The following is a 14,161-nucleotide window of genomic DNA, read 5'->3' as shown; positions in this document are numbered from 1 at the left end:
GCAGACCACGGCAAAGGTGGCCAATCCGATCAGCAAGGTCTCCATTGCAGGCTCCTTTCCAGCGTCAGGGCAGCGTGACCTCTCCGGTGGTGCGGTTCAGCACGAACTCGATCAGCACCGGGTCCCCCGCCGGATCCGTGCCCGGCACCCCGATCGTCAGGCCGCGCAGGCTGTCGTAGCGCGCCGTGGCCCGGCGCAGCGAGATCGAGCCATAGCCCAGCCCCTCCCCGGCCGAGATCAGGTGGCAGCCCGATACCGGGTCCTCGGGATGCGGGAAGGTCAGCAGGATGTGGAAGGCGGCGGAGGCGGGCTCTCCGGTGCGGAGCCCGACCAGCCGGACCTCGTCATTGGCGAAGGTCCGCGTCGGGTCGGACCAGTCGACGTTGCGGGCGCTGGCCTGCCAGCTGTCGCAATCGCCGATCTGCTGCGCCTGCGCCGCCTGCGCGAGGCAAAGCGCCAGCGCCAGTGCCGGACCGGCTCGCTTCATCAGGCCGCGCCCCGCGCCAGGACCATCAGCCGCCGCATCTCGGCCATCGCGGCGGGCAGGCCGCGGAACAGCGCCTCGCCCATCAGGAAATGGCCGACATTGAGCTCCACCACCTCAGGGATCGCGGCGATGGGCGTCACGCTGTCATAGCTCAACCCGTGGCCGGCATGGACCTCCAGCCCGAGCCCCGCGGCCTGCGCCGCGGCAGCCTCCAGCCGCGCAAGTTCGGCTGCGGCGGCGTCTGTCTCGCCCGCGTCGACGGCGTCGCAATAGGTCCCGGTATGCAGCTCCACCACGGCGGCGCCGACCCTGGCCGAGGCCTCGATCTGGCGCGGATCGGGCGCCACGAACAGCGACACCCGCGCCCCCGCCTCGCGCAGGGGCGTGATGTAGTCAGCCAGCCGGTTCTGGTCGCCCGCGACCTCCAGCCCCCCCTCGGTCGTCCGCTCCTCCCGCTTCTCGGGCACGAGGCAGACGGCATGCGGGCGGATGTCGAGCGCGATTCGCGCCATCTCCTCGGTTGCGGCCATCTCGAAGTTCAGCGGGATCGACAGCGCCGCGCGCAGGGCGGCCATGTCGGCGTCGCGGATGTGGCGCCGGTCCTCGCGCAGATGGGCGGTGATCCCGTCGGCGCCCGCCGCCTCGGCCAGAAGCGCGGCGCGCACCGGGTCCGGCGCGGCCCCGCCCCGCGCGTTCCGGAGCGTGGCGACGTGATCGATGTTGACGCCCAGACGCAGCTTTTCCATCGGCGACCTCCCTGTCGGTGACGTAGCTAGGGCATCGCGCCGGCGCTGACCATATCAGGTCTGGTCCTGCCGCCGCCCCGGTCCGACCTGCGGCGTCTGGCCCGCCGCCTTCTTGGCGGCCGCCTTCTCGGCGGCGCGTGCGCGGATCGCGTCGAGCTTCTTCTTGATCGCCCCGCGCCGGCGCCGCTGATAGGCCTCGATCAGCGGCAGGCTGATCGTGTAGGCCGCAATGCCGGTGAAGATGCCGGGCAGCAGCCCGCCGACCGTCCAGGGCAGGAACACGTCCGACCAGAAGGTCTGCGTCGCCTGCCAGTTCACCGGCTGGCCGGTGACCGCGTACCAGCTGTTCCAGAGCAGGTCCTCACCCGCGCCCCAGAACTTGTCGAAGATGGTCTCGTCCACCTCGGGGTCGATCTCGGTGTCCAGCATCCAGTGGCCGAGGTTCAGCGACACGACCGCGATCGGCACATAGGTCAGCGGGTTGCCGAAGAACGTGCCAAGCAGCGCCGCCATGACGTTGCCGCGGACCAGGACGGCCAGCAGCGCGGCCAGCACGAAATGCACGCCATAGAGCGGGGTGAAGGTCGTGAACACGCCGACCATGATGCCGCGGCTGATCTTGCGCGGCGTGTCCGGCAGGCGCCGCAGCCGGTGCTTGACGTAGATCGCCGCCCGGCCCCAGCCGCCCCGGGGCCAGAGGAAGCGCAGCGCACTTTGCCATATCGGCAATCTGTCGCGGCGCTTGAACACCTGGCCGCCTTCCTTCCTATCCGGTCCCGGTCAGGCCGGGACCCGTGCGGGTCTTTCCTCTCGATGGCGGCGCAGCTGGGCCACGTCGCTGTCGGTCTCGGCGGCCATCGCGACCGCGTGCAGATGCTCTCGATCGCGCACATCCACGTCGATAAGAAGGCGAAAGAAGTCCGGCTTCCGGTCGACGAAACGCAGGTCGGAGATATTGGCGTTCTGCTCGGCGATCAACGTGCAAATCCGTCCCAGCACGCCCGGGTTGTTCGAGATGGTCATCTCCAGCGTCACCGCGTTGCGCGGCGCGTGGTGGCCGGGGCTCCAGGACAGGTCGACCCATCGGTCGGTCTGATCCTCGAACTCGATCATGCGGGGGCAGTCGATGGCGTGGACGGTGACGCCGTGGCCGCGATTGGTGATGCCGACGATGCGCTCGCCGGGCACTGGCTGGCAGCAGGGCGCGCGGTCGTAATGCGCCTTGGGGTCGAGGCCGACGATGGCATGGTCGGCGCTGACATCGGGATCGGGATGGGCCCCGACCTGCTCGGGATAGAGGGTGCGGACGATGCTGCGCGCGCTGATCTCCGAGGCGCCGATGGCGGCCAGCAGGTCCTCCTCGCTGTCCAGCCCGTGGGCCTTCGCGGCCGTGGCCAGCGCCTTCTCGGTGGCGCGCTTGCCGATCTGCGCGAAGGCGGCGCGCGCCAGTTCCCGCCCGAGGCGGATATGGCCCGACCGCCGCTGGGCCTTCAGCGCGCGGCGCACGGCGGACTTGGCCCGCCCGGTCGTGGCGATGTCGATCCAGGTCGCCTGCGGGGTCTGCCCCTCGGCGGTGACGATCTCGACCGACTGCCCGTTGCGCAGCCGCGTCCAGAGCGGCACGCGCATCCCGTCGACCCGCGCCGCGACCGTCCGGTGGCCCAGCCGGGTGTGGATCGCATAGGCGAAGTCGATCGGCGTCGCACCCTTGGGCAGCTTGATGACCTCTCCCTTCGGCGTGAAGCAGAAGACCTGGTCGGTATACATCTCCAGCTTCACGGCTTCCATGAACTCGGCGTGGTTCTCCGCTTCCTCGAAGCGTTCGGTCATGGAGCGCAGCCATTCCACCGGATCGACGGCGAAGCGGTTCTCGGCCCGGACCCCGTCGCGGTAGGACCAGTGCGCGGCGACCCCGCGCTCGGCCACCTCGTGCATCTCCAGGGTGCGGATCTGGATCTCGACCTTCTTGCCGTCGCGCCCCGAAACGGTCGTGTGGATCGAGCGGTAGCCGTTCGACTTCGGCTGGCTGATATAGTCCTTGAACCGCCCCGGCACCGCGGTCCAGCGCTGGTGCACCGCGCCCAGCGCGCGGTAGCAGTCCGCCTCGGATCCGGTCAGGATGCGGAAGCCGTAGATGTCCGACAGCCGCGAGAAGCCGACCCCCTTCTCCTCCATCTTGCGCCAGATCGAGAACGGGCGCTTTGCGCGGCCGAAGACCTCCGCCTCGACCTTCGCGCGCGCCAGTTCCTTCTGGATGTCGGTCTGGATGCGGGCGATGACATCGCCCGTCTCCTGCCGGAGGCTGACGAACCGCCGCAGGATCGAAGTGCGCCCCTCGGGGTTGAGCACCGAGAAGGCCAGATCCTCCAGCTCCTCGCGCATCCACTGCATGCCCATGCGCCCGGCGAGCGGGGCATAGATCTCCATCGTCTCGTGCGCCTTCTGGGCCTGCTTGTGATGCGCCATGTGCTTGATCGTGCGCATGTTGTGCAGCCGGTCGGTCAGCTTGACCAGGATCACCCGCATGTCCTTGGACATGGCCATGAACAGCTTGCGGAAATTCTCCGCCTGCTTGGTCTCGTGCGAGGTGAGTTCCAGGTTTGTCAGCTTGGTGACGCCGTCGACCAGCTCCGCGATCTCCTGCCCGAAAAGGGCGGTGATCTCGGAATAGGTCGAGCCGGTATCCTCGATCGTGTCGTGCAGCAGCGCGGTCACGATGGTCGAGTCGTCGAGCCGCTGCTCGGTCAGCAGGCGGGCGACGGCGACCGGGTGGGTGATGTAGGGCTCGCCCGAGCGCCGGAACTGCCCTTCATGCGCATGCACCGCGTAGGCATACGCCTCGCGCAGCAACGTCGCGTCCGTTCGGGGGTTGTAGGCCCGGACCAGATCGACGAGGTCGTCCGCCCCGATCATCGCCGCCGGGCCGCCCATGTCAGCGCTGGCCCTGCGCCTCCATCAGGGCGCGCAGCAGCTTCTCCTCGCTCAGATCGTCTTCGGCGGGGGCGTCCTTCTCGGCGCCCATCAGAAGCGGCATCCGATCCTCTTCGGGCTCGTCGACCTCGATCTGGGTCTGGTTCGACTGTATCAGCCGTTCCTTCAGCTCCTCGGCGGACTGCGTCTCCTCGGCGATCTCGCGAAGCGCCACCACCGGGTTCTTGTCGTTGTCGCGGTCCACCGTCAGCGGCGAGCCGGTCGCGATCTCGCGGGCGCGATGCGCGGCGAGCATCACCAGATCGAAACGATTCGGAACCTTGTCGACGCAGTCTTCTACGGTCACGCGGGCCATGAGCGCACCTCGGGCATTGGTGTGAGGGGAAATCGTGACCTAGGCGACGCCTGACCTCTTGACAAGTGCCTTTTTCGCAGCAGGCAGCGGCCGGATGTCCCGCCGCGCCGCGGCCGGCAGCGCCGCCACCATCTCCGCCACGCTGCGCCCGGTCAGCGGATGGCGCCAGCCGGGCGCGATCTCGGCCAGGGGAATCAGCACGAAGGCGCGGTCCTGCAGGCGCGGATGCGGCAGGATCAGTTGCTGCGGGGTCTCGACGCGCTGCCGGTCCGGCGCAAGCCGCCGCCAGCGCGACTGCGTCACCTCGTCGGGGCGCACCGCCGCGCCGCTCGCCAGCAGGTCCAGATCCAACTTTCGTTCCCCCCAACGCCGGCCCCGGACACGGCCCAGCCGGGCCTCGACCCGGTGCAGCAGGGCAAGCATCCGCGCGGGCGGCAGCGGCGCGCGTATCGACATGGCGGCGTTGACGAATTCCGGTCCCGAGGCGGGCGGCCAGGCCGGTGTCGCATAGAGCGCGGAGCCCGCGACACGGCCGGGGAAAAGCGCCGCCAGCACCCCCATCGCCCGTGAGACCCGCCTCGCGTTGGCGGCCCGGCTGACGCCGGCATTTGCGCCCAGTGCGACGAGGTGTAACGTCATCGTCATGAATGTCTCTATATTGCGCCCATTTCAAATCGGATTACATATCGGGGCACGGAAGTCAGCCGCCGGTTCTCGCACTCATCAGGCGCCCCTCCCGAAAGGAAAATTAGATGTTTTACCGGGACGAGCGCCTTGCGCTCTTCATTGACGGGTCGAATCTGTATTCCGCCGCGAAAGCGCTCCAGTTCGACATCGACTACAAGCTGCTGCGTCAGGAATTCATGCGCCGGGGCAAGATGCTCCGGGCATTCTACTACACGGCGCTGCTCGACAACGAGGAATACTCGCCGATCCGGCCGCTGGTCGACTGGCTCCAGTACAACGGCTTCACCATGGTGACGAAGCCCGCGAAGGAGTTCACGGACAGCCAGGGCCGCCGCAAGGTCAAGGGCAACATGGATATCGAGCTCGCCGTCGACGCGCTCGAGACGGCGGCCCATGTCGACCACATCGTGCTCTTCTCCGGCGACGGCGACTTCCGCCCGCTGGTCGAGGCGCTGCAACGCCGGGGCGTGCGCGTCTCGGTCTGCTCGACGATCCGCTCGCAGCCGCCGATGATCGCCGACGATCTGCGCCGCCAGGCCGACAACTTCATCGAGCTCGACGAGCTGCGCGAAGTCATCGGCCGCCCCCCGCGCGAGCCGCGCGAACGCGAGGACGAGGCGCAGGTCGTGGCCAGCTGAGGGTCAGGCCCGCGGCGGCCTCGGCCGGAACGCGGGCAACCGCCAGCCGAACCGGATCGACCCGGCGCGCAGCAGGAAGGTGACGCCCGCGCAGGCCGCCAGCGGCCAGAGACCGGGCGCGCCCGCCTCCCGCGCCAGCACCGCCGCCGCGCCCCCGGCCAGGGCGGCGGTCACGTAGAGCTCGCCGGCCTTCAGCACCAGCGGCACCTCGTTGCAGACCACGTCGCGCATCAGCCCGCCGACGCAGCCGGTCACGATCCCCATGACAAGCTGCACCCAGACCGGATGGCCCAGCCCGTCGGCCACCGCGACCCCCGCCGCCACCGCGACGGACAGCGCCACCGCGTCCAGCCAGACGATCGCGGTCAGTCGCGAGGCGATCAGGTGATGGGTGAAGAAGACGACGCAGGCGACCGAGGCCGCGACGGCGACCGGCGCGGGCTCCGCGATCCAGAAGACCGGCTCCCGCCCCAGCATCAGGTCGCGCACCGTGCCGCCCCCGACCGCCGTGAGGCAGGCCACGAAGACGAAGCCCACCACGTCCAGAAGCGCCCGCGCCGCGACCAGCGCCCCGGTCACCGCGAAGACCAGCACCGCCGCCAGGTCGAACGCCTGGACCAGAGTCACGGCCAGCAGCGCTGATACGGGTGGGGATCGTGTTCGGCGAACTCCTCGGCGATGGCGCGCAGCACCCGGCGCTGCCCCGCGAAGGAAACGGCGGCCACGGCCTCGGGGAAGGACAGCCAGCGGAAGGCGTCGTTCTCCGGGTTCAGCCGCGGCTCGGCCGCGGGCGCGACGCGCGCGACGAAGCAGGGCGCGACGGTCAGCCTGTCCGCCTCGGGTTCGTAGAACATCTCCTGGCAATGCGCGGCCCAGAGCGAATCGGGGACCAGCCCCGTCTCCTCCACCAGCTCGCGCAGGGCGGCCTGCCACGCCGTCTCCCCCGCCTCGATCTTGCCCGAGACCTGCGCCCAGGTTCCGGCGGGCGGCGCGGTGCGGCGCATCAGCAGCACCTCGGTCGCCTCCCCCACGCCCCGCAGGGCGAAGACAGCGACAAGGGGCACCGACAGCGTGACCATCAGCGCCTCTTCTTGAACGGCGCCATCCCGGCGCGGGCCAGTTCGTCGGCGCGCTCGTTCTCGGGATGGCCGGCATGGCCCTTGACCCATTCCCAGACGACCTTGTGGCGCGCCTGCGCGGCGTCGAGCCTGCGCCACAGGTCCTCGTTCTTCACCGGCTTGCGGGTCGAGGTCTTCCAGCCGTTGCGCTTCCAGCCATAGAGCCAGGCCGTGATCCCGCCCTTCACATAGGCGCTGTCGGTGATGACGGTCAGCTTCGAAGGCCGCTCCAGCGCCTCCAGCGCGTTGATCGCGGCCAGAAGCTCCATCCGGTTGTTCGTCGTGTCGGCCTCGCCGCCCTTCAACTCCCGCTCCTTGACGACCGCATCGCCCTCGCGCGCGACGAGCAGCGCGCCCCAGCCGCCCGGGCCCGGGTTTCCCGAACAGGCGCCGTCGGTATAGGCATAAAGCTCAGGCACGCGCGGTCACCGTGACGAAGGGATCCTCGGTCCAGGCCAGGCCCTTCGCCTTGCCGGTGCGCAGCACGTGGATGGTCAGGCCCCCCGCCTCCAGCCAGCCGGTCAGTTCCGCCTCGGAGACATAGGCATAGAACCGGCCGAGCGCGTCGCGCCCCTCGCCCTCGCCCAGCTTCATCGCGATATGGACCGCGCCGCCGGGCCGGGTCGCACGGGCGATGCGGGCGACGAGATCGGGCAGCTCGGCGCGGCGGGCATGGAGCAGCGAGAAGCTGGCCCAGATGCCGTCGAACAGCGCCTCTCCGTCCAGATCCTCGAACGCCTTCACCCGGGCGCGCACCCCTTGCTGGCGGGCGGCGATCGCGACCATCTCGGGCGAAGCGTCCCAGGCCTCGACCTCGAAGCCCTGCGCGGCCAGCCATCCCGCCATGCCCCCCGGACCGCAGCCGAGGTCCAGCACGCGCCCGCCCGGCGGCAGCAGCGCCGCGAAATCCCGCAGGTCGCGCGGGACCTTCTCGTCGAAGGCCGCGGCATAGTCGCCCGCCTTCTCGGCATAGACGCGCAGGGTCTCCGGGTCGCTCACAGCGTCACCGGAAGCAGGCAGAGCACGACGCCCGCCGTCAGGATCAGGCGCAGCTTCATCCACCAGTCGGGCGCGAGCCCCTGGTTCCAGAACATCCAGTCGAGCGCGAGAAGCCCGACGAACCCCGCGATCAGCGCCATTGCTGCCGCGACCGGCCCCCCGCCGACCATGAAGAAGGCCCAGAGCGCCGGCAGCACCGAGAGCGCGTAGCCCGAAGCCGCGACCCGCCCCTCGGCCTTCGTGGCGAACCCCCAGAGCACGCCGGACATGAAGGAAAGGATCACCGTTCCGTAGGAGAGACCGACATAGGGCCCGACGAATCGCGGCCCGACATAGGCCGCCGTCAGCCCGGCGGCGGCGGGGACCCAGATCGTGACCAGGCCCCAGGCGAAGGGCAGAAGCCCCGCGAGGCCCAGCGCCAGGGCGGAGGTCGGGATGCGCGCGTCGAACATGGGCCGGGGGATGCCACGCGCGGGCGCATTGCGAAAGGGGGCGCGTGGACGCGGGCCGCGCGCGCATGGGCGCGGGAGACGGGCCATCTGGACCCCGGCTCCCGGTATCCACCGTCCGGACCGGCAGGGACGGATCGCGACGCCGCGACGGGCGGAGCCGCCCTAGGCGCGCTGGTCGTGGATCGCCCCGCGCACCTTCTCGGCGAGCTCGGGCGTCACCTCCATGCCATGCGCCTCCTGCGCATGGACGGCGGCCTTGGCCAGCAGCTCGTCCTCGGTCGCCGCCTCGCCCCGCCAGGTGCAGCCGGGCACCAGCGTGCCGCATTCGAGAACCTTGGTCATCGCATCCCTCCTCCGTTCGATCGCCTGCACAGACTACCACGAACGGGGGCGCGTTTCACCCTGCGTCACGCGGGTTCGCGGAGGACGCGCGGGACCTTGAACTCGACCGTCTCCTCGGCCGTGACGACCGGCACCTCGGTCACCTCGTAGCGGGCGCGGAAGGCGTCGATGACCTCGGCGATCAGCACCTCGGGCGCCGAGGCGCCCGCCGTGATGCCGACCGAGCGGACTCCCTCCAGCGCGCGCCAGTCGATGTCTGCGGCGCGCTGCACGAGCTGGGCATAGGCACAGCCGGCGCGCGCACCGACCTCGACGAGGCGCTTCGAGTTGGACGAGTTCGGCGCCCCCACGACCAGGATCGCGTCGCAGTCGGGCGCCATCGCCTTCACCGCCTCCTGCCGGTTGGTGGTGGCGTAGCAGATGTCTTCCTTGTGCGGCCCGACGATGGCCGGGAACCGTGCCTTCAGCGCGGCGACGATATCGGCCGTGTCGTCCACCGAGAGCGTCGTCTGGGTGATGAAGGCCAGCCGCTCCGGGTCGCGGGGGGCGAGCCTGGCCACGTCCTCGGACGTCTCGACCAGCAGGACCTCGCCCTCGGGCAGCTGGCCCATCGTGCCCACGGTCTCGGGATGGCCGGCATGGCCGATCATCACCATCTGGAGGCCGTTCTCGTGATGGCGCGCAGCTTCGATATGCACCTTGGACACCAGCGGGCAGGTCGCGTCGACATAAACCATCTCGCGCGCCTTCGCGGCCTGCGGCACGGATTTCGGAACGCCATGGGCCGAGAAGATGACGGGGCGGTCGGGGGGGCATTCGTCGAGTTCCTCGACGAAGACGGCGCCTTTCTCACGCAAGCCATCGACCACGTAGCGGTTGTGGACGATCTCGTGGCGGACATAGACCGGCGCGCCCCATTTCTCGAGCGCCATCTCGACGATCTTGATGGCGCGGTCCACGCCCGCGCAGAAGCCGCGCGGCGCGGCGAGGTGGAGTGTCAGGGGCGGCTTGGTCATGGGGCAGGCTCCGTCCGGGTCGCCTCCGATCTATGCGCCGGGCCCCGGGCGGTAAAGGGTGGCTACCGCCGCCAATGGGTCGGCACGATGATCAGCGCCCCGATCGAGGCGAGGATCGCGTTCAGCCCCGGCGCGCGGAAGCCGATGCCGAACATCAGCGTGACGAAGTAGAACAGGAACGCGCCGCCGACGCAGATGATGATGCTCTGCAGATAGCCGTTATGGGTGAAGCCCGTCCGTTCGGAGACGTAGCCGACGAGGCCTGCAACGACGACGGTGCCGATCAGGACCGGGAACATGGAACCTCCGCGCCTGGGAGCGTTTCGCATGCGAAACATGTGTTTTCTGTCAACGTCTTGGATGAGGAGAGCGGGGCGCGTGTCAAGGGCTTATCCCGCCTCGCCCAATCGTTCGCCCAAGCCCAACCGCGCGCCGTTGAGCCAGGCCTCGGCCGCCATCGGGGGGCGGCCGGCGGGCTGGACCTCCAGCAGTTCGACGGCGCCCTGCCCGGCCGCGACGGTGGGCGGCTCGGTAGCGATCAGCGTGCCGGGCGCGCCCTGCCACTCGGTCGCGCGGGCGCGCAGCAGCTTCAGCCGGGCGCCGTCGTGCTGGACGAAGGCGCCGGGGAACGGCGACAGGCCGTTGATCTGGCGCGCGACGATCTCGGCCGGGCGGTCCCATGCGAGCGCCGCCTCGGCCTTGTCGATCTTGTCGGCATAGGTGACGCCCTCGGCCGGCTGGGCCACGGGCGACAGGCTTTCGATGTCGGGCAGCGCCTGCGCGACGATCCGCGCGCCCATCGCGGACAGGCGGTCGTGCAGGTCGCCGGTCGTGTCGGTCGGGCCGATATCGGTGGCCTCGCGCATCAGCACCGGGCCGGTGTCGAGCCCGGCCTCCATCTGCATCAGGCAGATGCCCGTGCGGGCGTCGCCCGCCAGCACCGCCCGGTGGATCGGCGCCGCCCCGCGCCAGCGCGGCAGAAGCGAGGCATGGACGTTGACGCAGCCGAGGCGCGGCGCGTCCAGCACGGGCTGCGGCAGGATCAGGCCATAGGCCACGACCACGGCGATGTCGGCCTGCAGCGCGGCGAAGGCCGCCTGCGCCTCGGCGGAGCGGAGCGAGGTCGGCGTGCGCACCTCCAGCCCCAGCGCCTCGGCGCGGGCCTGGACGGGGGACGGGCGCAGCTTCTTGCCGCGCCCGGCGGGGCGCGGGGGCTGGCTGTAGACGGCGGCGATCTCGTGGTCGCGGGCCAGGGCGTCGAGCACAGGGACCGAGAACTCCGGCGTTCCCATGAAGATCACGCGCATCTCAGGCCCCTCGTAGCTTCTGGTATTTCTTCAGGATCATCTCGCGCCGCATCCTGCTGAGCCTGTGGATGTAGAGCCTGCCGTCGAGATGGTCGATCTGGTGCTGCACCGAGGTGGCGCGCAGCAGGACGAACTCGCCTTCGGTCTCGGCGCCGGTCTCGTCGAGATAGGCGACGGTGACGGCACGGGGGCGTTTGACCTTCGCGCTGACGCCAGGGAGGTTGGGCGACGCCTCCTCGTGCTCGCGCAGCTGGCCCGAGGCGTGGAGGATGCGGGGGTTGGCGAGGTAGGTGACGCCGCTGCCGTCGTCGACGATGGCGAGCCGCTGCGGGATGCCGAGCTGCGGCGCCGCGAGGCCGACGCCGGGCATGGCGCGCATCGCCTCGACCATCTCGGCCCAGATCGCGCGGGTCTCGTCGGTGACCTCGGCCACCGGGTCGGCGGGGCGGGTCAGCCGCGGGTCGGGCCAGAGGAGGAAGGGACGGTGGGCCATGGCCCCGGTCTGCGCCAGGCGGCCGTCCGGGTCCAGCCCCCGCGGCGGGTCAGGCGGCCGAGGGGTTGCGGCGCTCGGCCCCCGCCACCTCCTCCGCCGGGACGGGGCGGCCGAAGAGGAAGCCCTGGAGCTGGTCGCAGTCGAGCCGGGCCAGCATCGCGCGCTGCGCCTCGGTCTCGACACCCTCGGCGACGACCTTCATGCCGAGCTTGTGGCCCAGCAGGACGATGATCTCGATGATCTCGCGGTGCTTGGGGCTGTCGAAGCTGTAGCCTTCGAGGAAGACGCGGTCGATCTTGAGCTTGTCGAAGCTGAACCTGAACAGGTGGCCGAGGCTGGAATAGCCGGTGCCGAAATCGTCCAGCGCCAGCGCCAGGCCCAGCGCCTTCAGGCGGATGAGCTGCTCGGCCACCCTCTCCTGCTCGCCGATCAGGACGCTTTCGGTCACCTCCAGCTCCAGCCGGCCCGGCGGGAAGCCGGTCGCGTCCAGCACGGCGGCGATGCGGTCGGCCAGGTCGGGGCGGCGGAACTGCTCGGGCGAGAGGTTGACCGACACGAAGCGGTCGGCGGGCCAGCCGGCGGCGGTGCGTAGCGCCCGCTCCAGCGTCTCGATGCCGAGGTCGTGGATCAGGCCGGTCCGCTCGGCCACGGGGATGAACTCCGCCGGAGAGATCGGGCTGCCGTCGGGGGCGTTCAGGCGCAGCAGCGCTTCGTGGCCCAGAACGCGGCCGTCGCGGGCGGCGACGAGGGGCTGGAAATGCAGCTCCATCCGACCCGAGGACCAGGCGTTCCGCAGCGCGCAGGCGACCAGTCGCTGCCGCCGGTCTTCCTCGTCGAAGGACGGGCTGTAGGACACGACGCGGTTGCGGCCCTGCATCTTGGCCTGGCGCAGCGCCAGGTCGGCGGCGCGGAGGCTGCGGACCGCCTCTTCCGCGGGATGGGCGAGATGGCTGCCGATGCTGAGGCTTCCGGGCTCGGCCCGGTCGCGGGCCCCGGCGGGGCGGCGCGCGGCCGACAGCGCGTCGCCCGCGATGGCGGCCAGCCGCCGCGCCTCGATGGCGGGCAGCACAGCGACGAACCTGTCCCCGGCCATGCGCCCCAGCGCGTCGCCAGGGCGCAGGCTGCCGCGCAGGATGTCGGCCACCTCGCGCAGGCGCCGGTCGCCCGCGGCGGCGCCATGCTCGTCGTTGATCGCCTTGAGCCGGTCCACGTCGATGGCGAGGATGCCCACGAGATCGCCCGTCACGCCCGCCGCACCGAGCGCGCGCGCCAAGGCCTCCTGCAGGCTGGCGCGGTTCAGCGTTCCGGTGAGCGGGTCGATCCGGGCGAGCCGGCCGGCCGCCACTTTCCGCGCGCGGGCGCGCTCCGCGCTCAGCAGCACGGCGAGGGCGGGCAGCAGGAAAAGCAGCGCGCAGAGGATCGGCAGGCCGAGCCCGATCAGCCGGACCGTGCGCGTGATCGCGGCGCGCTGGCCCGGCTGGTCGACCGAGACCGCGACCGCGCCGACGACGGCGCCCGAGGCGTCGCGCCGAGGCATGTAGGCCACGGCATGGCGCAGGCCGCCGCCCTGCCCCTGCTCCGGCCCCGTCAGCGCGACGCTGCGCAGGCCGGTCTCGACGGCGCGGCGGGCATGGGACTCGACTGGCGGGAGGATGGCGGGCGGGGTGGCGCCCGGGGCCGGAACCGGGCGCCCCGCCGCGTCGAAGAAGCGGATGTCCAGGTGCAGCGCCCGCGAGGCCGCGGCGGCGACGGCCCCGGCGGGGTCCGGTCCGTCGGCCGGGTCAACGCCGTCGAGCATCGTGGCCTCGGCGGCGAGTGCGTCGGCCCAGCGCCGCGCATCGGCCTTCGCATCGCGCTCGAGCGCGGCGGAGATCATCCCTCCGAACAGCATGTCGACCGCGAGCACGATGGCCATGGTCGCGATCAGGACGGTCACGATCAGCCCGCGCGTGCGCGCGTCGCCGCCCGTGATGCGTCCTCGCGTCCTCATCGCCGCCCTCATCTCCGCCTGCCTCGGCCACGGGGATAGCGGATCGGATGATAACGAACGCCTAAGACCGCCGTGAGAAAGCCGACAATTCGCCCGAACTTCGCCGCTTTCTCAGGGCGCGGGATCGTGATCCAGGATCAGCACGCCGTCGAGATGGTCCATCTCGTGCTGGATGCAGGCGGCGGCGAAGCCTGCGAATCGCTCCTCCCGACGGCCGGAGGGGCCGTCGAAGGCCAGGGTGACGGTCGCGGCGCGGGCGACGCGGCGGGTGGTGTCGGGGATCGAGAGGCAGGCCTCGTCGTTCACCTGCCGGCCCTCGCGGGCGACGATCTCCGGGTTCACGAAGACGCGGGGGTCGGGCAGCCCGTCCTTCCAGCTCGCATCCATCACGAAGATCCGCAGGCTCTCGCCGATCTGGGGCCCGGCGAGGCCGCGGCCCGGCGCGGCATACATCGCGTCCAGCATCTCGCGGGCGAGCGCGGTCGGGTCGCCGGTTACGGGCGCGCAGGTCGCGCGGAGGATCGGGTCGGGGAGAAGGCGGATGGGGCGCATGGGCCGGATCGTGGCGCATCGCGATGGGGTCGGCAAGACTCCGGTCGA

General features: G+C 70.9%; 19 protein-coding genes. 1 reads left to right on the top strand and 18 read right to left on the bottom strand.

Going from position 1 to position 14,161, the window contains the following annotated elements; genetic code table 11:
* Positions 1-64: 64 nt before the first annotated feature.
* Genes DR046_RS14765 through folK form a run of 6 tightly spaced genes read right to left on the bottom strand, consistent with a single transcriptional unit; the run spans position 65 to position 5,158 of the window.
* Positions 65-487 (bottom strand): hypothetical protein, encoded by a 423-nt coding sequence (locus DR046_RS14765; RefSeq protein WP_115383162.1) that lies wholly within the window; start codon positions 485-487, stop codon positions 65-67.
* Positions 487-1,233, bottom strand: coding sequence for a pyridoxine 5'-phosphate synthase (locus tag DR046_RS14760; protein WP_115383161.1), 747 nt, complete (start codon positions 1,231-1,233; stop codon positions 487-489). The genes DR046_RS14765 and DR046_RS14760 overlap by 1 nt, the downstream gene beginning before the upstream one ends.
* A 54-nt stretch (positions 1,234-1,287) precedes the next feature.
* A complete protein-coding gene (locus DR046_RS14755; protein WP_115383160.1) occupies positions 1,288-1,983 on the bottom strand; it encodes a DUF2062 domain-containing protein in 696 nt (231 codons plus the stop codon).
* A gap of 30 nt (positions 1,984-2,013) precedes the next feature.
* Positions 2,014-4,146 (bottom strand): RelA/SpoT family protein, encoded by a 2,133-nt coding sequence (locus DR046_RS14750; RefSeq protein WP_115383198.1) that lies wholly within the window; start codon positions 4,144-4,146, stop codon positions 2,014-2,016.
* A 19-nt stretch (positions 4,147-4,165) separates the two neighbouring features.
* On the bottom strand, positions 4,166-4,519 hold the full coding sequence (gene rpoZ / locus DR046_RS14745) for a DNA-directed RNA polymerase subunit omega (RefSeq protein WP_115383159.1): 354 nt from the start codon (positions 4,517-4,519) through the stop codon (positions 4,166-4,168).
* Positions 4,520-4,558: 39 nt separating this feature from the next.
* Positions 4,559-5,158 carry a 2-amino-4-hydroxy-6-hydroxymethyldihydropteridine diphosphokinase gene (gene folK, locus DR046_RS14740; protein ID WP_115383197.1) on the bottom strand — a complete coding sequence of 200 codons (600 nt, stop codon included), beginning with the start codon at positions 5,156-5,158 and terminating at the stop codon, positions 4,559-4,561.
* Positions 5,159-5,271: 113 nt separating this feature from the next.
* Between folK and DR046_RS14735 the strand changes: the two genes are divergently transcribed.
* The gene (locus DR046_RS14735) at positions 5,272-5,844 is read left to right on the top strand and encodes a LabA-like NYN domain-containing protein (protein ID WP_115383158.1); all 573 of its coding nucleotides are present in this window, start codon (positions 5,272-5,274) and stop codon (positions 5,842-5,844) included.
* Between the two features lie 3 nt (positions 5,845-5,847).
* Here the strand turns inward: DR046_RS14735 and DR046_RS14730 are convergent, their stop codons facing one another.
* The 12 genes from DR046_RS14730 to DR046_RS14675 form a co-directional block, all read right to left on the bottom strand.
* On the bottom strand, positions 5,848-6,471 hold the full coding sequence (locus DR046_RS14730) for a trimeric intracellular cation channel family protein (protein ID WP_115383157.1): 624 nt from the start codon (positions 6,469-6,471) through the stop codon (positions 5,848-5,850).
* Complete coding sequence (locus DR046_RS14725) at positions 6,468-6,923, bottom strand: NUDIX hydrolase (RefSeq protein WP_115383156.1); 456 nt, start codon at positions 6,921-6,923, stop codon at positions 6,468-6,470. The genes DR046_RS14730 and DR046_RS14725 overlap by 4 nt, the downstream gene beginning before the upstream one ends.
* On the bottom strand, positions 6,923-7,381 hold the full coding sequence (rnhA, locus tag DR046_RS14720; protein WP_115383155.1) for a ribonuclease HI: 459 nt from the start codon (positions 7,379-7,381) through the stop codon (positions 6,923-6,925). The genes DR046_RS14725 and rnhA overlap by 1 nt, the downstream gene beginning before the upstream one ends.
* On the bottom strand, positions 7,374-7,961 hold the full coding sequence (locus tag DR046_RS14715) for a class I SAM-dependent methyltransferase (RefSeq protein ID WP_115383154.1): 588 nt from the start codon (positions 7,959-7,961) through the stop codon (positions 7,374-7,376). The genes rnhA and DR046_RS14715 overlap by 8 nt, the downstream gene beginning before the upstream one ends.
* On the bottom strand, positions 7,958-8,413 hold the full coding sequence (locus DR046_RS14710) for a DUF3429 domain-containing protein (RefSeq protein WP_115383153.1): 456 nt from the start codon (positions 8,411-8,413) through the stop codon (positions 7,958-7,960). The genes DR046_RS14715 and DR046_RS14710 overlap by 4 nt, the downstream gene beginning before the upstream one ends.
* 162 nt (positions 8,414-8,575) lie before the next feature.
* Positions 8,576-8,755, bottom strand: a complete 180-nt coding sequence (locus tag DR046_RS14705) for a DUF1059 domain-containing protein (protein WP_115383152.1) — start codon at positions 8,753-8,755, stop codon at positions 8,576-8,578.
* Positions 8,756-8,820: 65 nt separating this feature from the next.
* Positions 8,821-9,771: a 4-hydroxy-3-methylbut-2-enyl diphosphate reductase gene (ispH, locus tag DR046_RS14700; protein ID WP_115383151.1), complete on the bottom strand. Its 951-nt coding sequence runs from the start codon at positions 9,769-9,771 to the stop codon at positions 8,821-8,823.
* A gap of 62 nt (positions 9,772-9,833) precedes the next feature.
* Positions 9,834-10,070, bottom strand: coding sequence for a hypothetical protein (locus tag DR046_RS14695; RefSeq protein ID WP_115383150.1), 237 nt, complete (start codon positions 10,068-10,070; stop codon positions 9,834-9,836).
* A 90-nt stretch (positions 10,071-10,160) separates the two neighbouring features.
* The gene (gene fmt, locus DR046_RS14690; RefSeq protein WP_115383149.1) at positions 10,161-11,078 is read right to left on the bottom strand and encodes a methionyl-tRNA formyltransferase; all 918 of its coding nucleotides are present in this window, start codon (positions 11,076-11,078) and stop codon (positions 10,161-10,163) included.
* A gap of 1 nt (position 11,079) precedes the next feature.
* Positions 11,080-11,571 (bottom strand): peptide deformylase, encoded by a 492-nt coding sequence (gene def / locus DR046_RS14685; RefSeq protein WP_115383148.1) that lies wholly within the window; start codon positions 11,569-11,571, stop codon positions 11,080-11,082.
* A 49-nt stretch (positions 11,572-11,620) separates the two neighbouring features.
* Entirely contained in the window at positions 11,621-13,561 is a 1,941-nt protein-coding gene (locus DR046_RS14680; RefSeq protein ID WP_167767126.1) for a putative bifunctional diguanylate cyclase/phosphodiesterase, read from the bottom strand.
* 111 nt (positions 13,562-13,672) lie between these two features.
* Positions 13,673-14,113: a peptide deformylase gene (locus DR046_RS14675; RefSeq protein ID WP_115383146.1), complete on the bottom strand. Its 441-nt coding sequence runs from the start codon at positions 14,111-14,113 to the stop codon at positions 13,673-13,675.
* Positions 14,114-14,161: the final 48 nt, after the last annotated feature.

It is taken from the genome of Jannaschia formosa (assembly GCF_003340555.1).
Lineage (GTDB): Bacteria > Pseudomonadota > Alphaproteobacteria > Rhodobacterales > Rhodobacteraceae > Jannaschia > Jannaschia formosa.
The sequence above is the reverse complement of the archived record's forward strand: the minus strand, read 5'-3'. Positions and strand labels throughout refer to the sequence as shown.